Source organism: Paenibacillus sp. 276b (assembly GCF_900107875.1).
GTDB classification, from domain to species: domain Bacteria; phylum Bacillota; class Bacilli; order Paenibacillales; family Paenibacillaceae; genus Paenibacillus; species Paenibacillus marchantiae.
Genome location: NZ_FNRR01000001.1, coordinates 2,439,206 through 2,459,967 on the forward strand (window position 1 = coordinate 2,439,206; position 20,762 = coordinate 2,459,967).

The 20,762-nt window shown below is 47.2% G+C and carries 20 protein-coding genes; 7 read left to right on the forward strand and 13 right to left on the reverse strand.

Annotation, left to right across the window (positions count from 1 at the left end; genetic code table 11):
* Window positions 1-24: 24 nt before the first annotated feature.
* Window positions 25-1,041, reverse strand: a complete 1,017-nt coding sequence (locus BLV50_RS10390; protein WP_064636913.1) for an ABC transporter substrate-binding protein — start codon at window positions 1,039-1,041, stop codon at window positions 25-27.
* 260 nt (window positions 1,042-1,301) lie between these two features.
* Between BLV50_RS10390 and BLV50_RS10395 the strand changes: the two genes are divergently transcribed.
* The 7 genes from BLV50_RS10395 (at window position 1,302) to BLV50_RS10425 (ending at window position 8,766) form a co-directional block, all read left to right on the forward strand.
* The gene (locus tag BLV50_RS10395; protein WP_090807363.1) at window positions 1,302-2,510 is read left to right on the forward strand and encodes a pyridoxal phosphate-dependent aminotransferase; all 1,209 of its coding nucleotides are present in this window, start codon (window positions 1,302-1,304) and stop codon (window positions 2,508-2,510) included.
* Between the two features lie 361 nt (window positions 2,511-2,871).
* Window positions 2,872-3,975 carry a glutamate 5-kinase gene (proB, locus tag BLV50_RS10400; protein WP_063566812.1) on the forward strand — a complete coding sequence of 368 codons (1,104 nt, stop codon included), beginning with the start codon at window positions 2,872-2,874 and terminating at the stop codon, window positions 3,973-3,975.
* A gap of 96 nt (window positions 3,976-4,071) precedes the next feature.
* Window positions 4,072-5,319, forward strand: coding sequence for a glutamate-5-semialdehyde dehydrogenase (locus BLV50_RS10405; RefSeq protein WP_090807365.1), 1,248 nt, complete (start codon window positions 4,072-4,074; stop codon window positions 5,317-5,319).
* Window positions 5,320-5,355: 36 nt separating this feature from the next.
* Window positions 5,356-6,216 carry a pyrroline-5-carboxylate reductase gene (proC, locus tag BLV50_RS10410; protein WP_072733401.1) on the forward strand — a complete coding sequence of 287 codons (861 nt, stop codon included), beginning with the start codon at window positions 5,356-5,358 and terminating at the stop codon, window positions 6,214-6,216.
* Window positions 6,213-7,436, forward strand: a complete 1,224-nt coding sequence (locus BLV50_RS10415; RefSeq protein WP_177031154.1) for a 2,3-diketo-5-methylthiopentyl-1-phosphate enolase — start codon at window positions 6,213-6,215, stop codon at window positions 7,434-7,436. Before proC ends, BLV50_RS10415 begins: the two co-directional genes overlap by 4 nt.
* Complete coding sequence (locus tag BLV50_RS10420; RefSeq protein ID WP_063566808.1) at window positions 7,433-8,110, forward strand: 2-hydroxy-3-keto-5-methylthiopentenyl-1-phosphate phosphatase; 678 nt, start codon at window positions 7,433-7,435, stop codon at window positions 8,108-8,110. Before BLV50_RS10415 ends, BLV50_RS10420 begins: the two co-directional genes overlap by 4 nt.
* Before the next feature lie 2 nt (window positions 8,111-8,112).
* On the forward strand, window positions 8,113-8,766 hold the full coding sequence (locus tag BLV50_RS10425; RefSeq protein ID WP_036607600.1) for a methylthioribulose 1-phosphate dehydratase: 654 nt from the start codon (window positions 8,113-8,115) through the stop codon (window positions 8,764-8,766).
* A 163-nt stretch (window positions 8,767-8,929) separates the two neighbouring features.
* Here the strand turns inward: BLV50_RS10425 and BLV50_RS10430 are convergent, their stop codons facing one another.
* The 12 genes from BLV50_RS10430 to BLV50_RS10485 all read right to left on the reverse strand — a co-directional run bounded on the left by BLV50_RS10430 (window position 8,930) and on the right by BLV50_RS10485 (window position 20,665).
* Window positions 8,930-10,231 carry a multi-tm2 domain protein gene (locus BLV50_RS10430; RefSeq protein ID WP_256336335.1) on the reverse strand — a complete coding sequence of 434 codons (1,302 nt, stop codon included), beginning with the start codon at window positions 10,229-10,231 and terminating at the stop codon, window positions 8,930-8,932.
* Between the two features lie 37 nt (window positions 10,232-10,268).
* Window positions 10,269-10,706, reverse strand: coding sequence for a hypothetical protein (locus tag BLV50_RS10435; RefSeq protein ID WP_063566806.1), 438 nt, complete (start codon window positions 10,704-10,706; stop codon window positions 10,269-10,271).
* A 4-nt stretch (window positions 10,707-10,710) separates the two neighbouring features.
* Window positions 10,711-11,331, reverse strand: coding sequence for an RNA polymerase sigma factor (locus tag BLV50_RS10440; RefSeq protein ID WP_090807369.1), 621 nt, complete (start codon window positions 11,329-11,331; stop codon window positions 10,711-10,713).
* Window positions 11,332-11,494: 163 nt separating this feature from the next.
* Entirely contained in the window at window positions 11,495-12,217 is a 723-nt protein-coding gene (locus BLV50_RS10445; RefSeq protein WP_231952456.1) for a DnaD domain-containing protein, read from the reverse strand.
* Window positions 12,217-13,512: an asparagine--tRNA ligase gene (gene asnS / locus BLV50_RS10450; protein ID WP_063566804.1), complete on the reverse strand. Its 1,296-nt coding sequence runs from the start codon at window positions 13,510-13,512 to the stop codon at window positions 12,217-12,219. The genes BLV50_RS10445 and asnS overlap by 1 nt, the downstream gene beginning before the upstream one ends.
* A gap of 102 nt (window positions 13,513-13,614) precedes the next feature.
* A complete protein-coding gene (locus tag BLV50_RS10455) occupies window positions 13,615-14,820 on the reverse strand; it encodes an acetate/propionate family kinase (protein WP_063566803.1) in 1,206 nt (401 codons plus the stop codon).
* Window positions 14,817-15,689: a 3-hydroxyacyl-CoA dehydrogenase family protein gene (locus BLV50_RS10460; RefSeq protein ID WP_063566802.1), complete on the reverse strand. Its 873-nt coding sequence runs from the start codon at window positions 15,687-15,689 to the stop codon at window positions 14,817-14,819. Before BLV50_RS10460 ends, BLV50_RS10455 begins: the two co-directional genes overlap by 4 nt.
* A 133-nt stretch (window positions 15,690-15,822) precedes the next feature.
* Window positions 15,823-17,325 (reverse strand): AAA family ATPase, encoded by a 1,503-nt coding sequence (locus tag BLV50_RS10465; protein WP_063566801.1) that lies wholly within the window; start codon window positions 17,323-17,325, stop codon window positions 15,823-15,825.
* The gene (locus tag BLV50_RS10470) at window positions 17,318-17,845 is read right to left on the reverse strand and encodes a hypothetical protein (RefSeq protein ID WP_090807371.1); all 528 of its coding nucleotides are present in this window, start codon (window positions 17,843-17,845) and stop codon (window positions 17,318-17,320) included. The genes BLV50_RS10465 and BLV50_RS10470 overlap by 8 nt, the downstream gene beginning before the upstream one ends.
* A gap of 303 nt (window positions 17,846-18,148) precedes the next feature.
* Window positions 18,149-18,679 carry a cell wall elongation regulator TseB-like domain-containing protein gene (locus BLV50_RS10475; protein WP_090807373.1) on the reverse strand — a complete coding sequence of 177 codons (531 nt, stop codon included), beginning with the start codon at window positions 18,677-18,679 and terminating at the stop codon, window positions 18,149-18,151.
* 41 nt (window positions 18,680-18,720) lie between these two features.
* On the reverse strand, window positions 18,721-20,025 hold the full coding sequence (locus BLV50_RS10480) for an amidohydrolase (protein WP_090807375.1): 1,305 nt from the start codon (window positions 20,023-20,025) through the stop codon (window positions 18,721-18,723).
* Window positions 20,012-20,665 carry a redox-sensing transcriptional repressor Rex gene (locus BLV50_RS10485; RefSeq protein ID WP_053780717.1) on the reverse strand — a complete coding sequence of 218 codons (654 nt, stop codon included), beginning with the start codon at window positions 20,663-20,665 and terminating at the stop codon, window positions 20,012-20,014. The genes BLV50_RS10480 and BLV50_RS10485 overlap by 14 nt, the downstream gene beginning before the upstream one ends.
* Window positions 20,666-20,762: the final 97 nt, after the last annotated feature.

The following is a 20,762-nucleotide window of genomic DNA, read 5'->3' on the forward strand; positions in this document are numbered from 1 at the left end:
TATGATTTATCAATCCATAAACGACTATTTAATCATCTGTTTCGGTAATTCTTTCAACAGCCATTCTCTTGAAGTTGCATCACTTGAAGCCTTAACCAGATCAAACCGATATACTTTTCCTTCTTTTACAGCGGGCAAGTTCTTCCAGATTGGGCTATCCAGCAATTCTTTGGTGGACTGCTTCGCATCATCCGTTACTGGATTCAGTATAAATACGCGATCACCCGCTATTTCGGGCAGCTTTTCAGTAGAAATCTCTGCAAAGCCCATTCCTTCATCTAATACTTTCTGAATTTCCGCGGTTGGCTTCATGCCATCGGCTCCATATAACAACTGTGGCAATCCTGCTCCGGCCATTACAAACAGTCGATTACCAGGATACATGGTGAATACCGAAGCCGTTTCCCCTTCTTTCAGTCCATTCTCATGAAGCTGCTTCCACATCTCTTCCGTTGCTTTTTGATGGGCCGTGATCCAAGCTTCCGCTTCCGGCTTTTTGTTCAACAGATCGCCAAGAGTACGCATGCGGTCGTCCAGTGAAGCAAATGAATCAAAGGTAACCGTTGGCGCAACCTTCGAGATTTGATCATATTGTGCCTGATCACTATTTGAGAAAATGATCAGATCAGGATTCAAGGTAAGCGCCTTTTCAACACTCATCGGGAAACCCACATCTTCCGCTTGGGCTACCTGATCATCATATACCGTTCCATCCTGACGAAGAATACCTACAGGTACAACGCCCAGCGCTAGCAAATCCCCTGTAACTTCACCATGATAAATCACACGTTTTGGCGTAACCGGAACCTCAACTTCATGGCCTGTCCAGTCCTTGAACATCCGGGTTTCACCCTCACTGTTATCCGTGGATGCCGTCTGTTCCTGCTTGGACTGATCCCCATCTGTCTGTGTTTCATTGGCCGTTTTGGAATCATCCGTTCCGGCAGATGGAGTTGAAGCCTGATTTCCGCAAGCCAGCAGAAGAATGGACAACCATGTAACCGTCAATAATACTGCCGTATTTCGTATACCCTTTTTCATTTCTATTTCTCCCCCTAATAAGTGCTTCGTTCCTACTTATCAATGATATTGATTATCATTATCGAGTATTATCATAAAACAGGCTTTACCCTAATCTCAATGGACAAAACGAAATCTCTCATTTCAGTTTTGTACAAAAACACAAATATAGGCTCCATTCAAGTATTCATGAAGTGTTTTCCCCCTATACAGCTCGGGATTGACGTGATAAATTAATGAGTACTATATTGCCATCTTTAATAACCGGAGTGATGTATAGCATGACTAATCAATCTAAATCATCGAGTCGTTCAGCCTTTACCATACCTACATCCGATGTAATGACACAGCTTCCTACACAATTTTTTGCTACCCTTGTTCAAAATGTAAACCGCGAAATCGCAAGTGGTCACGACGTGATTAACCTGGGTCAGGGTAACCCGGATACACCTACACCACCTCACATTGTTAAAACATTGCAGGAGTCGGCGGCGAACCCGCTCTATCACAAATATTCGCCTTTTAGCGGGCATGCTTTCCTGAAGGAAGCCGTTGCGAAGCGTTACAAGGAAGATTACAACGTGGACCTGGACCCCGAAACAGAAGTTGCGATTTTATTTGGTGGAAAAACGGGCTTGGTCCAGTTGCCTCAAGTATTGCTCAATCCTGGCGACGTGTGTCTCGTACCTGATCCAGGTTATCCGGATTATTGGTCCGGTGTGGCACTGGCGAAAGCGCACATGTCTTTTATGCCACTGCTAGAGTCCAATGCATTCCTGCCTGATTATGAAGCAATCTCTACCGAGGATCGGGAAATGGCCAAGCTGATGTTCCTGAACTATCCCAACAACCCAACATCGGCAACCGCCCCGCTTTCCTTCTATGAAGATACGGTAGAGTTCGCCATTCAAAATAAAATCGTCGTAGCCAGTGACTTCGCCTATGGTGCAATTGGATTCGATGGACATCGTCCAGTAAGCTTTTTGCAGGCACCAGGTGCCAAAGAAGTGGGCATTGAGTTCTACACGTTATCCAAAACCTACAATATGGCGGGTTGGCGCGTCGGATTTGCTCTGGGCAATGCGGAGATCATCTCCAAAATCAATCTGCTGCAGGATCATATCTACGTGAGTCTCTTCGGAGGCATCCAGGCCGCTGCTGCTGCTGCACTGACATCTTCCCAGGAATGTGTCACTTCACTGGTTGCACGTTATGAATCACGTCGCGATGCTTTCTATGATGCACTCTCATCCATCGGCTGGCAGGCCCCTAACCCGGGAGGTTCCTTCTTTAGCTGGCTGCCTGTACCTGCGGGCTTTACTTCTGCTGCATTTGCTGACGTGTTACTACGTGAAGCAAAAGTCGCGGTAGCACCGGGTATCGGTTTTGGTTCACATGGTGAGGGCTATGTGCGCGCAGGACTGCTAAGTGATGAAGATCGATTAAGGGAAGCAGCGGAGCGGATTGGCAAGTTGAATTTATTCAAGTAATTTACAGGTGTATAACCCCTTTGCATCTGCCAAGTTTCCATGGTATGTTATAAGGAAATATTGAACGAAACGTGATGACGGGACCAGTACGAGAGGATCAGCCGCGCCCAGAGAGTAAATTCCATCGGGCTGCAAGAATTTACCGCGGCTTCTCTCCGAAACCTACCCCTGAGCGGCCTGTGATGCACAGGACAGTGCCTTCTGTTACAGGGCATGAAGCCGGATGATCCAATCATCAATAAAGGTGGTACCGCGGAAGTAACGAACTTTCGTCCTTTTTAACTAAAAGGGCGGGAGTTTTTTTTGTACCCAACGGTCTGCTCCAGGGTCAATCATTAATATTGTTTAAGGAAGTGAAAACATGACCTCACGTATTGTAGTTAAGATCGGAAGTAGTTCGCTTACTACGGAAGAAGGCGGGCTTGATCGGAGTGCCATTACTTTTTTTGCCGGAGAAATTGCTGCCTTGGCCGAACAGGGCCATGAGGTTCTTCTGGTCACTTCGGGAGCGGTAGCTGCCGGATTCCGGGAGATCGGTTACCCTCAGCGTCCCAAGCAGTTGCATGAAAAACAAGCTGCAGCGGCTGTTGGGCAAGCTTTGTTGATGCAGGCATATCAACAGGCTTTTGCAGCGCACCGCGTTACTACAGCACAAATTCTGCTCACCCGTACCGACTTTCACAGCCGGAAACGTATGGGCAATGCGGGCATGACGGTAGAAGAACTGCTCAAACAGCGCGTCATTCCGATCTTTAACGAGAATGATACCGTATCTGTCGATGAATTAAAGTTCGGAGATAACGATCTCCTGTCAGCTCTGGTAGCGAATCTGGTCAAGGCACAGCATCTGGTCATTCTTACAGATACCAACGGTCTGTACACGGCCGATCCACGAAAAGATCCGTCTGCGTTTCGTTATGACCGTATCCCCGAAATTACGGCAGAAATTTACGCCTATGCTGGCGGTTCTGGATCATCCGTAGGTACAGGCGGCATGCGATCCAAGGTAGATGCAGCCAAAGTGGCAACGCGTGGAGGCGTGCCTGTCTTTGTGGGAAGTGTGAAGGAACCTGGAGATATGCAAAAAGCGGTTGATGGCACTGGAAAAGGAACGTATTTCGAGACTCGCCTTGCCGCGCTCTCTCGTAAAAAGCAATGGCTTGGCTTCATGTCTACTCCGCTCGGTACCGTCGTTGTGGATAATGGTGCCGAAGAAGCACTCGTCCATGGTGGTCATAGTCTCCTGCCTGTAGGCGTCAAACGTGTGCTGGGTACCTTCCATGCCGGAGATGTTGTAGAGGTGCTGGGTATGGATGAAACCTTGCTCGGTCGTGGTATCGTCAATTATGATGATGACCAGCTACGGCTCATCGCAGGACTGCCAAGTGGCGAAGTGATGAAGCAGTTGAACAGCATCCATCGACTTGAGGTTATTCATCGGGACGAGTGGATTACGTTAAAATAGAAAACCTCTAATCCTACCGAGTGTACTTCTCAGGTTTATATGATATAGCCATTAAATAATCTTTTGTTTCCACTTTATATATGGGAGGAATTTATGATGAGTGAAGTCAGGGAAAAAGCGAGCAAGGCCCAAGCCGTGGTTCCACAGCTGAATCGACTGAGCACAGAACAAAAAAATAACGCCCTGCTGGTCATGGCGAACGCATTGATTGCCCAATCGGATTCCATTATAGTAGCAAACGCTGACGATCTGGAACGTGGCAGACAGCAAGGTACGCCAGAATCGATGCTGGATCGCCTCGCTTTAAATAAGGAGCGTATCGCCGGTATCGCTGAAGGACTGCGTCAGATCGTGGAGTTGCAGGACCCTGTCGGCGAAGTGCTGGAGACGTTCACTCGTCCAAACGGATTGCATGTTGAAAAATTGAGAGTGCCCATCGGTCTGATCGGCATCATCTACGAGGCACGTCCAAATGTTACAGTAGATGCCGCCGGACTATGCCTCAAAACAGGCAACGCTGTACTGCTACGAGGCGGCTCCTCGGCCCTCTCCTCCAACCGCAAAATTGTGGAGGTATTGCATCAGGCACTGGCAACAACAGACATGCCTGCGGACGCCTTGCAGCTTGTGGAGGATGCAGACCGCTCTTCCGTGGACGAAATGCTCAAGTTAAATGGACTGCTCGATGTCATCATCCCACGCGGCGGAGCCTCACTAATCCGCAATGTGGTCGCCAATGCAACAGTGCCTGTGATCGAAACCGGCGCAGGTATCTGCCATACCTATGTGGATGAATCTGCCGATCCGGTTATGGCTGTGGAGATTGCAGTTAATGCCAAGGCACAGCGTCCATCGGTATGCAACTCCATGGAAACCTTGTTGCTGCACGCTGTATACGCGGAGGAGCATCTGCCGGCTATGGCTGAACAACTCCGTGAAGCGAATGTCCTGTTGAAGGGTTGTGACACGGTTCGCCGTCTCGTTCCCTCTGCCCTTCCTGTGACGGAAGAAGATTTTGCGACAGAGTACAATGATTATATTTTAAATATTCGTGTAGTTCAGAACCTGGATGAAGCGATGGAGCATATTGCACGTTATGGCACAAAGCATTCGGAGTGTATCGTCACCAAGGATACGAGTAATGCAGAACGTTTTTTACATGATATAGATGCAGCTGCTGTATACCATAATGCTTCCACACGTTTCACAGACGGATTTGAGTTCGGTTATGGAGCCGAAATTGGGATCAGTACCCAGAAGCTGCATGCTCGTGGACCGATGGGTCTGCCTGCATTAACGTCAACCAAATACCGTATCACTGGCAATGGACAAATCCGGCAATAATATCGCAGCTACAGTTATATAGGAGGAACGATAAATATGAGTCAAGAACAACAGACGTTATTACAACAAAAGATTACTTTTCATGGAGCAGGTGCGATGGCGGAAGCCATCGTGCGCGGATTAATTTCCCGCCTTGTCGTTCGTCCTCAGGATATTACGATGCTGAACCGCAGCAACCAGAAACGTCAGGAGGAGCTCAGTACCCGTTATGCCGTACATACCGGAACTGCTGCACAATCGCTGGATCATCTCGCCGCTTCTCCCGTTATTGTACTCTGCATGAAACCGAAGGATGCCGCCGCAGCGCTGCGTCAACTTGGGCCGCTCCTGTCTCCGGATCAATTAATCGTCTCCGTTATTGCCGGATTATCGATCCGTACGATGCAATCCCTGCTGGGACGCAAGCAACCGATCGCCCGCACCATGCCGAATACGTCCAGTACAATCGGGCTTGGAGCAACCGGACTTGCCTTCTCTGAAGAGATTACGGATGAACAGCGCAGTACAGTCATGACGATGTTCGAAGCTGTCGGAATCGTGACCATTGTGCCTGAAGATAAACTCGAAGTGCTCACAGGTATTTCCGGAAGTGGTCCGGCTTATGTATACTATTTGATGGAGGCCATGATTGCCGCAGGTATTCGTGGCGGCTTATCCAGCCAACAATCCCGCGATCTGACTGTTCAGACCGTGCTGGGTGCTTCTCGCATGGTACAACAGACTGGCCTAGAGCCAATGAAACTCCGTAGTGATGTGACCTCCCCGGGAGGTGCAACCCAGGCAGCACTAAAAACGCTGGACGAGGGAGATTTCTTTGAAAATGTAATCGCAGCCGTCAACCGCTGTGCAGAGCGCTCACGGGAGATGGGAGCTGCTTTGGAAGGAGATTTAAAATGAATAATATGTGCACAGCCACATATCGTCTGCATGATGATCGTGCAGACTTCCGCAAGAAGGCCGAGTCCATTGCTGTCGGCATGACTGTTGGCAGTTGGACTGAATTGCCTCAGGCCAAGCGTGAGGCGATGCAGAAACATCTGGGCGAAGTCATCAGCGTTGAGGTGCATGAAGCTGAGGGCATGGCCCCAGGTGAGCGTTACGCCGATATTACCATTGGTTATCCGGATGTAAATTTCAGCCGTGATATTCCTGCCCTGCTCGTGACGGTCTTTGGCAAAATCTCAATGGATGGACGCATCAAACTGACACGGCTTGGATTCTCAGACGGCTTCCTCAGCGCATTCCCCGGTCCCAAGTTTGGACTGAACGGTGTTCGTGATCTGCTAGGTGTACATGATCGTCCATTGTTAATGAGTATCTTTAAATCAGTTATTGGACTGGATGCAGACGAATTGAAGGAACAGTTTATTCGCCAGGCTCTTGGTGGAGTAGACTTGATTAAAGACGATGAAATTCTGTTTGAGAACAAACTGACTCCGATTGAGAAAAGAGTCGAGGTCTGCATGAAAGCTGCGGAACAGGCACGCAAGGAGACGGGTAAGAAACTTCTTTATGCCGCGAATTTGACTGGACCTACATCACGCCTGAAACAACAGGCTGAACGTGCGATAGGGGCAGGAGCAAATGCGCTGTTGTTCAATGTCTTGTCTTACGGATATGACGTGCTGCACGAACTAAGCAGTGATCCAGACATCAACGTGCCAATCATGGCTCATCCTGCGCTTGCAGGTGCACTATATCCTTCACCACACTATGGTATCTCAGCTTCCGTCCTGCTGGGACAGCTGATGCGACTTGCCGGAGCGGATCTGGTGCTCTTCCCTTCCCCTTACGGATCGGTGACAATGCCGAAGGAAGAGAATATGGCCATTACAGAACAATTGCTGTCACCTGAGCTTCCGGTCAGAACCAGCATGCCTGTGCCTTCGGCTGGTATACATCCAGGGCTTGTACCGCTTATTCTGCGTGACTTCGGCACCGATGTCATCGTTAATGCCGGCGGAGGTATTCATGGACATCCCATGGGCACTGAGGCAGGCGGACGGGCATTCTTGCAGGCTATCGAGGCAGCCCAGCGTTCCATTCCACTGGCAGAGTATGCAGTCGAACATCCCGAACTGAAAAGTGCACTGGATCTGTGGGGTGGTGAACGATGAGAAGTGATAAAAAAACGGTCATTTTCTGTGATTTCGATGGCACGATCACCCTTTCGGACAATATTGTAGCAATTATGAAACATTTTAAACCCGAAGGTATTGAAGCAATTATGAAAGACACGATTGAACAGCGAGTTTCGCTCCGCGAAGGTGTGGGAGCGATGTTCGCTCTGTTGCCTTCTTCGCAGAAAGATGAGATTGTGGAATTTGTACTTGGTCAGGCTGGCATCCGAGAAGGGTTCAGCGAATTTCTTGCATACGTTCGGGACGAGGGCATTGAATTCAATGTCACCAGCGGCGGAATGGACTTTTTTATCGAGCCTTTGCTCGCTCCATTCGATATTCCACAGGATCACGTTTATTGCAATGGGGCAGATTTCACAGATGAATTTATACGTATTGAATGGCCTAATCCATGTCAGCCTCCTTGTGAGAACGGATGCGGCATGTGTAAAACGACGGTTATTCGTACATTCCCGGAAGAACAATATAATCGTATCCTCATTGGAGACAGTCTAACGGATTTTGAAGGTGCCAAAATCGCTGATCTTGTCTACTCCCGTTCTATCCTGACGGATAAGTGTATAGAGCTGGGTGTGGATCATGTCCCATTCACAACCTTCTACGATATTATGGAAGATATGAAACAGAAGCAAACACAAGGAGTGCTGTAAAAATGGGTTTTGAAAAGATTACATTGGAACATAAACGCCAGGTCCTCGAAGAGCTGGCTGATATCAAAGCGCTGTTTGCCAGCCGTAACTGGTTCCCTGGTACAAGTGGCAACCTGTCGATGCGTGTGGGCGACTTTGACCCGGAGCAATTCTACTTTGCAGTTACTGCATCAGGCAAAGACAAATCTCTCCGTACACCGGAAGACTTTCTGTTTGTGGACAAGCATGGTAAAGCCATTGAGACCACAACCCTGAAACCGAGCGCTGAAACGTTGATTCACTGCGAAATCTATCGTTTAACCGGCTGTGGCGCGGTGTTCCATGTGCATACCGTATTTAACAACCTGATCAGTGAATTCTTTGGAGCAGATGGACACGTACCGATTCAAGGCATCGAATTGATCAAGGCTTTCAACATCTGGGAAGAAAATGCGGAGATTCGTGTACCGGTCCTGCCTAACTTCGCTGATATTCCATCCATCGCTGAATTGGTGCCAGGTGTACTTGATGCCAACGTACCAGGAATTTTACTGCGTAATCACGGTATTTATGCCTGGGGCAAAGATGCTTTTGAAGCGAAACGTCATCTGGAAGCGTTCGAGTTCCTGTTCGAAGTGATGTACCGTCAACTTCTGCTGAAGGGTGCTACGAAATAGCAATCATTTATTCGAAATAAAAGCTGCAAAACCAAAAACACGCCAAGCTAATATACATAGTCCTCGGCGTGTTTTTTTATGTTTGGGGAATTGCAGCGATTGGAAGGTGACTCTATCATCGTAGTGTCAGTGTAACTATTCTTTAGTTCAACTAAGTAAAGCTCTACAGACGATCGTCCCGATCCTTGAATAAAAAGAGACTGTCCGCTCCCTCATCATTTCGATGAGCCGCACTATGGATACCCGTCCCCCTCTGCTTGCCAAACAACAGCTTCAGACCGCCAAAAATGAGCAGCAAGGACACAATGACGGTGTTCACATACGAACGAATCTCGTACGTCATAAATGCATCCGGGAACATCTCATTCAGCTGTGGAATGACCAAGCGGATAAACAGATAGTACAATCCCAATGCAGCAATTCCGAATCCAATCAGGCGCTGGTGACGAGCCCAATCCTTGAAAATAGGTTGATCTGTCAACGGTTCGCGGCCATACCTGCTTGAACACTGAAGTCCGTCAAAGAAGCTGTAGAACCAGATCAACGGAATCATGAACAGGAACACCGATAAATGAAGCAGGTCCAGAACGTAGATACTGCCGAGAAACAGGAACATGAGTTGCATGCCTCTTTTTTGCAGTCCCAGATACAGATGACCCGCACCCGGAAAGGCTGATAACAGGGTTGCCAGCACTTTGCTTCGCCGTCCAGAAGCCCTGCCCATCTCCAGCTCCTCGAACAACGTACGATCCTGCAATACCTCACCGGCCTGCTTGCGATGCACATGCTGGACCGCATCAAACATGCAGTAAACCCAGATGACAGGCAGAATGAGCAAGAACATCAGAAATACGGATTCATTCGTAATAGAAGCTACAAAAACCATCATGGCAAATGAACCGAAGAACGCGATAAGGAATGATAAACCGCGATGTAACAGTCCGAGATGAAGATGTCCCAGACCTGGAACAAAGGAAAGCAGAATCGTGAAGAATCGTTCGCTTTCACTGCCTTTTTGATACATGGGTTGACCATAAGGAGCCGCAGGCACGCCATACTCACCGTTCTGATGCTGATGTATTCCCTCCATGTCCATGTCCATCTCCATCTGTCCCAGATGACCTTCCTGACCAGTGTATGCTCCCTGATATGCCGCCCCCTGATGCGGTCCACTGTAATGTGCGCCATATCCATGGTATCGGGCATCATTAGGCGATGGGGCACGTAGCAGAACGATAATCATATCCAGCATGCTGACACACCAGAAGAATATGGTCCCCAAAGCCCCAAGAATCATTAACTCTCTCTCACTCACCAGAATTGCCAGCATAAACGAACCAACAGCTGTCCCAAAAAAGAGTAATGGATAGATTACAGCTCTGGCAGGCCGACCCCAATAGAGAAAACCCAGACCCGGAATCAGGTTTAATAAGAATGCAAGTAATTTGTTACGATCTGATTGCACAGTCTTCATCCTTTCTTTTCAGGCAATACGAAACAATTTATGGTCCAGGCTTGAAGTGATCCAGCCATGATGTGGCTGCCTCTGTCCATTTTTCCGTAAATGACCCCCTGTTCTCACCTTCCTGGAACTTATGATAAGGGGCTACCTTGTCAAACAGTCCCGAGGAGAGGAAGATTAACGTCAGACAAGCCGCTACAGCATAATGAAACACTTTGTGATCCAGCCAGAGACGTCTTCGTCCAGAACGCGATTTGCGCTTTGGCTTGGAGGATTGCATTTCCGTAATTTGATTCATGACCGAATCGGCGAAGCCTACCGGGTCCTTCAGTTGTGGCAGCTCCCGATGAATGCCGAGTGCTTCGAGATAGTTGTCCATTGCTTCCGGAACGTCCATAAGCACCTGTTCCATCAAACTTGCCTGGTTTGCAGTCATTCGGCCTTCAATATAATCAGTCCATTCCTGGACGGTATACATCCTTTTATTCCTCACGCCACTCATCCTCCTTCCAATGATTTCGAATCCACTGCCGGGCACGATACAGACGGGACTCCACGGTTTTCACTGCCACCTGTGCATCACGGGCAATCTGCTCATAATTTTTTTCGCTTAAGTAATACGCAGTAATAATGTCCCTATGCTGGGCAGGCAGCTGATTGATTCGCTCGCGCAACTTCTCCTGACGCTCTTCACGCACGAGGCGGGCAAGAACATCTTCTTCACTACCGGGCATGTTCATTATTTTTTCTTCTCCGCCCAGATCCTCAGCGCTTCGTCTGCCCAGCTTGCGTTTGGCATCAATTGCTTTGTGAAAGGCAATTCGGGTTAACCACGTTTTGAAACCTTCGGATCGGTAATCGGGGAGAGATTTGACCATTTGAATGAACGCCTCCTGCGCTGCATCCTGTGCATCCTGATCGTTCCGTAATACGGAGTAGGCCACATGGTATACATGCTGGCTGTACTTTTCGATCAACAAACGCATCTGGGATGTATCGCCTTGACGGATTTGTTCGATTAAGCGCGCTTCATCAATAACTCTCCCCTCCTCTCCACTACAATAGACGACAACTTGTTTGTTGACCCCTGCGTATTCATTCATTTTTTTTTATAAAAAGGTTACACATTGCCTGAAAAGTCAGTTCCACCGGGAACTTAACGTATCTTACTTAACATCTCTATAATCTAAAAAAACAGGCACAGAATATCTTCTGGCCTGTTTTTGTTTATTCTGAATGAAATTGTTGCCTAATCTAACATTCGTATTAACGTCCACCGTTACGGAACCGCTGGGTATATGCCTTGGCGTCCTGCACATTCTTCACGCGGTTACGGCTCCATTCCAGCAGAATTCGGTCGATATAGCGGAAATGCACTTTACCAGCAAACACCGCTTCCTTCAATGCCATGAGAATCAGTTCCTCCTGATAGCGATCCTGATCCAGCCAACTGGATATAGTCTCGCATTCCATCGGGGAAAGCGGGCGGCCAAATTCTTTTTCAAAAATAGAGAACATATTTCGTTCTTCCTCTTCTTTTTGAACACTGTTCGAATCCGGGCGTAATGCATTACTGTCCTGCTGCTGCTTACGAGCAACGGCCAACTCCTCTGCTGTACATCCTGCCAGCTTGGCATATAATCCATGCAGATCATAACGTTCATACTGAATATCACGCTCTTCATCCCGATGCTCGTCAATGTGAATGTACCCGTCTCTCATAAGACGTTGCAGCATTCTGGCGATGCCTTCAGGAGCAAGACCCATACGGGTTGCAAGCTCTTCAAGCGTTGGGAACTCATTGAATTCAACTTGCCGGAATCCAAACAATTGAATCAGCAGAAGTACCTCTGCGTCACTTAACCCCAGCTGATGATAATAGCGCAATAAAGCATATGGGAGCTGCGCTGTCCCTGATGCCATACCGTAAGCTGCTCCATTCAACCAAGCTTTGGAGCCGGTTTCTTCCATGGACTCGCGGTTAAGCATTAAGGGTACAGACGATAGAGCATACGTGGGAATGCAATTGTTTCACGTACGTGATCCAATCCACAGATCCATGCTACCGTCCGCTCCAATCCCAAACCGAAGCCGGAGTGAGGAACCGATCCGTATTTACGTAAGTCCAGATACCACTGATATGCCTCTTCCGACAATTGATGCTCATCAAAGCGCTGCTGCATCAGTTCCGGATCATCAATACGCTGGGAACCACCAATGATCTCTCCGTATCCTTCGGGTGCGATCATATCTGCACAGAGGACCACTTCAGGACGATTTGGATCAGGTTTCATGTAGAATGCCTTGATTCCAGCCGGATAATGGGTAATAAAGACCGGTGTTTCGTATTTCTCGGCAATCGCCGTTTCGTGTGGAGCACCAAAGTCTTCTCCCCAAGGAATATCGAAGCCTTGTCCATTCAGGAATTCAATCGCTTCATCATACGTAATGCGCGGGAATGGAGCTACAATTTTTTCAAGCTTGGATACATCACGTCCGATGGACTCCAGTTCAGCACGGCAGTTTTTCAGAACCGTTTGAACCACGTGAGCAATAAACTTCTCTTGCACTCGCAGGCTTTCCTCGTGATCCACAAACGCCATTTCCGGCTCAATCATCCAGAACTCAATCAGGTGACGACGTGTTTTGGATTTTTCAGCACGGAACGTAGGACCGAAGGAGTATACTTTGCCCAGCGCCATTGCTGCAGCTTCCATATACAACTGTCCACTTTGTGTCAGATAGGCATCTTCATCAAAGTATTTAATGTGGAACAAGTTCGTCGTTCCTTCAGCAGATGAAGGTGTAAGAATCGGAGGATCAACCTGTGTGAATCCGTTACCATCAAAGAACTGCTGAACAGCGCGGATGATCTCCGCACGAATAACCATAATCGCACGTTGTTTTGTCGAACGCAGCCACAGATGGCGATGATCCATCAGGAAGTCTACCCCATGCTCTTTCGGAGTAATTGGATAGTTTTCAGTCAGATGGATAATTTCCACGCCAGTAACTGTCATCTCATAACCGGATGCACTACGCGGTTCTTCACGGATAATACCTGTTACATACAATGAACTTTCTTGAGTCAAGCTCTTCGCAGCATTCCAGATATCTTCGCTAACTTCACTCTTAACCACTACCCCTTGAATATATCCGGTTCCATCACGCAGTTGCAAAAATTGAATTTTGCCGCTGGAACGTTTGTTGTTAATCCAGGCGCCGATTTTAACAGTCTCGCCCACATGCTCACTCACATTACGAATTACACAATCCGTACTCATGCCCATATCTCTCCTTGGAATCCTGAATTTGAAAATGCAGCGGGCAGGCATATGCCTGTCCCCTGCACTTCCTTGTCATGCTATATTCACTTTACAATTAGATTACAGAGAATTCAATACGATTCGGTGTGTATCTCTTGCAATCACCAATTCTTCGTTCGTAGGAACTACGAGAACGTCCACTTTGGAATTCGCTGTTGTGATGCGGCGTGGCTCTCCAGAGCGAATTGCATTCAGCGCTTCATCCAGTTCAACACCCAGGTACGTGAGTTGCTCACATACTTTTTGGCGAAGAACAACGGAGTTTTCACCTACACCAGCCGTAAATACGATCACGTCTACACCGTTCATTGCTGCTGCATAAGAACCGATGTATTTACGCAAACGGTATTCGTACATCTCGAATGCAAGCGTGGAGTTAGCATCGCCAGCTTCCATACCTTCCGTGATTTCACGCATGTCGCTGCTGATGCCGGAGATTGCAAGAAGTCCACTATGTTTATTCAACATGGAGTTTACTTCGCTCACGCTCAGTTCTTCCTTGTTCATAACATAAGGTACAATTGCCGGATCCAGGTCACCACTACGTGTTCCCATCATCAATCCTTCGAGTGGAGTCATGCCCATAGACGTGTCCACGGATACGCCGCCTTGTACAGCCGTTACACTACCACCATTACCAACATGGCATGTGATGATCTTCAGATCTTCCAATGGACGATCCAGATATTCAGCTGCTGCCTTGCTTACGTAATCATGGGAAGTACCATGTGCTCCATAACGACGCACTTTATACTTTTTGTAAAGCACACGTGGAATGGCATACAGATATGCTTTTTCCGGCATCGTTTGATGGAAAGCCGTATCAAAGACCATTACCTGTGGTACTCCTGGCATATTGGATTCAGCCGCACGAATACCCATCATTGCTGCAGGGTTATGAAGTGGAGCCAGATCGAACAGACGGCGGATTTCTGCTTTGGCAGCATCATCAACCAATGTCGATTCCTTAAATGCTTCACCACCGTGAACCACACGATGTCCAACAGCCTGAATTTCATCAACGGAACCAAGCACACCGTTTTCTTTATCTGTCAGGATGTCAATAACTTTACGAATCGCTGTAGTATGTTCGAGAATTTCGCTAACTTCCGTAACATCCTCGCGGCCCGTTGGTTTATGAGTCAGAATGGAAGAGTCCATGCCGATCCGCTCTACCAGACCTTTTGCCAATACAGATTCATCCGTCATGTTATACAATTGATATTTGAGCGAGGAACTCCCCGCATTAATTACGAGTACTTTCACAGCCGGTCACCATCCTTGTCGTACTTGAAGAATCCTTCGCCTGTTTTAACACCCAGGTGTCCTGCACGCACCATTTTCTTCAGAACTGTGGAAGGACGATATTTCAATTCACCGAATTCACGGAACATTCTTTCGAGTGCAGCTTCTACTGAATCCAATCCGAAACGGTCTGCCATCTCAAGCGGTCCGTGCTGGAAATTGTATCCGATACGCATAGCGTCATCAATATCTTCAGCGGAAGCGACACCTTCCTGCAGTACATGCAGCGCTTCGTTGATCAGAAGACAGATCAGTCTGGACGTAACAAATCCAGGTGATTCATAGATCATAACGCCTTTTTTGTCCGCTACTTCTTCCACAAAACGTCTAGTTTCTGCAAAAGTGCTATCGGATGTTTTCAGACCACGAATAATCTCTACAAGATCAACCCGGGAAACCGGGTGAATAAAGTGCATACCAATAACACGCTCTGGGTATTTGGTTGAGCTTGCAAGCTCAGTCAAACTCAGCGTGGATGTATTACTTGCAAGAATTACGTTGCTTGGGCAAACTTGGTCAAGTTGACTGAATACCGCTTTTTTCGCTTCCAGATCTTCAGAAATAGTCTCAATGACCATATCGCAAGTTCCGAGTTCAGCCAGATGAGCAACTTTGGTAATACGGGAGAGAATCAATTTCTTCTCAGCCTTCGTAATGGCCCATTTCTCCAGTTGTTTATCAAGGTTCGTCTCAATCATGTTATACGCATGATCCAGCTTCTCCGTTGTGTGTTCCACCAGAAGCACATCAAGTCCTTTGGCTGCAAGCATCTGGGAAATACCTTGCCCCATCGTGCCGCCGCCGACAACTCCTATCTTTTTGAAAAACATGGTTCTGCTCCATCCTTTCGGTTCTCTATTTCTCTATTGTACCCTGTTCGCCGAAAATTACAAATTTCGACCCAACATATAATAATATCTTAGCACGACTGAAATGTAAAAAAAAATAACCGACATAAATAAATTATGCCGGTAGAAGGGCGCTGTCACGAAATTGACAACGAAATTGATCGCCAGACAATACTTCTTCCCTGAGCAACGTGTCGAGGGAATTGTCGAAAATTGTCCGCTGTTCTTCAAGCAATCGTTTGGTCTGTTCCATCAGGTCTTGCAGGATTAATTTATTCTCCCGCATCAATTCTTCTGTAGTTACCATATCCATGTTAACAATACCCAACGTCGTGAGCCCGGAAGCCATCATCGTCTGTACTACATTCGTTGCTTGTTCAAAGTCATTACGCGATCCTGTACTACGTCCACCGTAATACATTTCCTCCGCTGCTGCACCTCCGAGGGCAATCATGATTTGCTCTTCAAGAAAACGCTTCGTGTACAGAAATTGCTCTTGTTGCGGGTTATGACGTACATAACCCAATGCCTGTCCACGAGGGCTAAGTGCAACCTGACTCACACTGCCAGGACGAACCAGTTCAGCCATGATGGCATGTCCCAACTCATGAATAGCCACTCTTTTCTTCTCTTCCACGCTGGATTCGCGGTCTGTCTTCTCACCCATCATTACTTTATCAATCGCAAGGGACAGATGACGCTGTTCAATGTTAAGCAGCCCGTCTCTCATTGCATAAATTGCTGCTTCGTTCATCACGCTTTCCAGCTGCGCTCCAGAGAAACCATAGGATTCTTCTGCTGTCTTATCAAGGCTGACCCCTTCCAAAAGAGGTTTATTAACTGCATGCAGCTCCAGTATGTGTTTTCTGCCTTTCTTATCCGGCAAGTCTACCTGAATATGACGGTCAAAACGACCTGGACGCGTCAGTGCGCTATCCAGCATTTCTTTTCGGTTCGTAGCGGCGATCACGAGTATACGTGGTGTTTCGGAAGAGTATATGCCATCCATTTCCGTCAACAGCTGATTCAGCGTCTGATCATATTCACGCTGTTGTCCACCTTCGCGTTTTCCACCGATCACATCAATTTCATCAATAAATATAATGGCATTTTCCTTATTTTCTTTAGCGGCGCGAGTTCTTGCATCACGGAACAAATCACGTATTCTGCCTGCACCTACACCAACATACATCTCAACAAACTCACTGCCTGAAGCAGCTACAAAAACAGAGTCGGTATAATGAGCAGCAGCTTTGGCCATCAAGGTTTTACCTGTTCCTGGAGGGCCAGTAAGCAGTATACCTTTCAAAGGACGAATACCAAACTTCTGAATTTCTTCATGTCGAATGAGAAAATCAAGCGCTTCCCGCAGTTCCTGCTTGGCACTCTCCTGACCACCGATTTCTTCAAAAGTCAGCTTGGAAGGGCCTTTTTTCTTGCGTTTACGTTCCTGACCTGCCCCCACCGTAATCCCACCCCGCATTTGCATCATGAGCAGCAGAGCTCCCACAAGCATTACAGCGATCAGAATGGGAATCATGTTTACACCAATAAAAGCGAGAAAGATAATTAATACGGGTACAAATCCAATGGCAATTTCTTTCGTCCATTTAGGCATTAGGCCACACTCCTATCTGACCGGGCACACGCGGCAGAATAATAAACTTACTGGCATCTCCATCTCTGAGACTGACATATACATTATTGTCATCCATGGCTGTATTTACCTTGATCCCATTTGTAGCCATTTTAGACAAGGTCGGTGTAATTTCGGTGTATTGCTTGTTCTCCATCGCTTGTGCTACGGTAAACATCGCGCTTCCCCACCAGCTCTCTAATGCTTCGTTGGAATGATCTACGACATCCAGCTTCAACGAACGAGTGCCAATCAAGGTCTGTCCTTCTTTGTGAATATATTGTACCAACCTGCCCAGATTAACATCCGGCTGCAGATCGAGTTTCAACTGTACATCATTGCGGTTAATAGTTAATTGAACATCATTGACTCCATCGTACTGGGTAACCATTTTTTCAATTGGGCTTTGCACAGCCACATGACGATACACAAACCAACCTCCAAACAACACAACGGCTGAAATGACGGCAGTCAGAGCAATAGGCAATACTTTTATCTTCAAGTGAGTTACCCCTCCTAAATTTTGGCCCATCCTATAACTTGTAGGCAAGAATATGAATATGTGTACGTAATGTCCTGTGATGTGCCTAACAGGATTTATTTGTGTATGATGTATCCTTGAATACATATTTGAGTATATCACATCGTATATACAATATCTAAGGCGAAAATATGAATAAATTATTAATTTTAACTATTCAAATCCAAAATGATCAACAAAGTACGCCAAAGAACCGGACCAGTCGGGTTTCCGTCTGCCGGTTCTTTAATGTATTCTCTTCAGACGATAGTACGTCTGCTACTTCTAGCTGTTCGGAATCGTATAGACCAGGTCCACTTGTTCCCCGTTGCTGAAGCGGTAAAACCGATAATAGTTGTGAGTATCATCATTATAATACACTTGCCATACATAGATTCCATTCACAACGCCTGGCATGATTCGTTTGATCTCCCCACCGGGAACTTCAGAGCTGAACCGATTTCGAATCTGAGCCTCATTCATGCCGTTCTTTAACAGTTCCCCGTGTACTGCTTTGGTTCCCGTCACAGGTTTGTTATTCTCATCAAACTTGATCCACACCATGACATCCTGGTTATCCTTATTTTTGCCGATCAGGGTCCAGTATATGTTGTCTCCGCCGTCTTTCTGCCCCCAGACATACTTACGCAGCTCTTCGTGGGACGTAATCCCCAGCTGTTCCTGGGCCGCCTGTATGGCCAACGCCTCTTCCTTGCGCTGATCCTGGGTAACATAGACATAATAACGCTGAAGTCCAAACAGAATCAGAACCAGGAGCAGCAGCGAAATCCATATCCACTTCTTTTTTTTCTTCAAAAGCCGAACTTCCTTTCCCTATGACGATGCTGTCCTTGTAATTAACGGGCAAGCAAACTGTCAAATGCCAGCTGAGACTCACGCAGAATGCGCTCTTCATCCATCGTAAGACATTCGCCATGTTTAACCACTTGTTTACCATCCACCCACACATGCTCCACATCTTTGGCCGATGCCGAGTAGACCGTATGGGAAATCAGATCCGTATGCGGATAGAAATGGGCCTGTTCGATGTTCAACGCGATGAAGTCAGCCTTCATGCCAACTTGCAGAGCGCCTGTATTGTTCAGGAATATGGATTTAGCACCATATGAAGTTCCAAGCAGAAGCGCTTCCCCTGCCGGCACTGCAGTAGGGTCACCGGACACACCTTTGTGAATCAACGCAGCCAATCTCATCTCTTCAAACATATCCAGGTTATTGTTACTTGCTGGTCCGTCTGTTCCCAGAGACACAGTCACGCCTGCTTTCAACAGATCAGGCACACGCGCAACACCCGAAGCCAATTTCAGGTTACTGCCTGGATTGTGGGAAACTGCTACATCATGCTTTGCGAGAATCTCGATCTCTTCATCATTCAGATGTACCGCATGTGCAACCAGAGATGGACGGGAGAAAAATCCTAGCTTCTCCAGATGTGCGACTGGACGCAGTCCGTAATCAGCCACGTTCTGTTCCACTTCGCGAAGCGTTTCAGACATATGCGTATGCAAAGGCAGATTCAGATCATGAGCAACCTGTACCAGCTTCTCTATGTAATCCGGAGGGCAAGTGTAAGGGGCGTGCGGAGAGATTACGGTTGTAATTCTTCCGTCTGCTTGTCCATTCCATTGACGGGCAAATGCTGCGGACTCTTCGAGCTTGCGCAGTTGTTCTTCTTCTGAGCAAAGCCCGATTACCCCACGTGCCAGAGCAGCCCGAACGCCGGATTGTTCCACCACTTTCGCAACCTGATCCATATGATCATACATATCTAGGAACGCTGTTGTTCCACCCTTCAACATTTCAAGCACGGAAAGTGATGTGCCCCAATATACGTCTTCAGACGTCATTTTGGCTTCCATTGGCCACATTTTCTCCTGCAACCATACTTGTAACGCCAGATCGTCTCCATGGCCTCTGAGGAGCGACATGGCCGCGTGACCATGCGTATTGATCAGACCCGGCAAGAAGAACAGTCCTTTTCCGTCCACCTTTGTCAGGCTTTCGTCTCCTTCCGGCAATGTCTCACCAATATGCACAATCTTGTCATTCTCAACAACCATAAAACCTTGAACCACGTTCCAATTCGTACCTTCACTCACGGCAAATTTGCCGTTGTGAATTACCCATCTATTTGTCGTCATCTTCCTCGTCGTCCTTTCCATTCTCCAAGTAATAAGCCAGGCTAAGTAGATCCGTCGTAAAATCAGCATGATGAATGCGAATATGCGGCGGGGTCTTCAGGATCGTTGGCGCAAAGTTCAGAATCGCTTCAATTCCTGACTCAATCAGCTGATCTGCAACATTTTGGGCTTCCGTATCCGGAACCGTGATAATACCTATACGAATGTTATCTTTTTTGACCGAATCTGTTAATTCATTCATCGGTTGTACCGTCAAACTGTTGATTTGACTCCCAATTTTCGGACCGTAGGCATCAAATACAGCGACGATCTTCATGTTGTCTTTGAGATAGGCATTGTAATTGGACAAGGCATGTCCCAAATTACCTGCTCCGACAAGAGCTACATTGATCTGCTGGTCTATTTTTAAAATATGGCGGATTTTCTCAATGAGATATGAAACGTCATATCCAATCCCTTTACGACCAAAGTCACCAAAGTAAGCCAAGTCTTTACGAATCTGGGCAGGATTCAAATCCAGCCTCAGTCCAAGTTCTTGTGAAGAAACCGTATTGACTTCCCGCTGATGCAGTTCATTCAAATAACGCAAGTAAACAGGTAATCTACGCACCACGGCTTCCGAAATTTTATCTGATTTCATTCATTGCTCCCCCTTACCAAGGCCACGATAGATAGATGAAAAGATGAGCACCCTGTCTAAAACGATGCAAAATGATTACTGAATTAAACAGGATGCT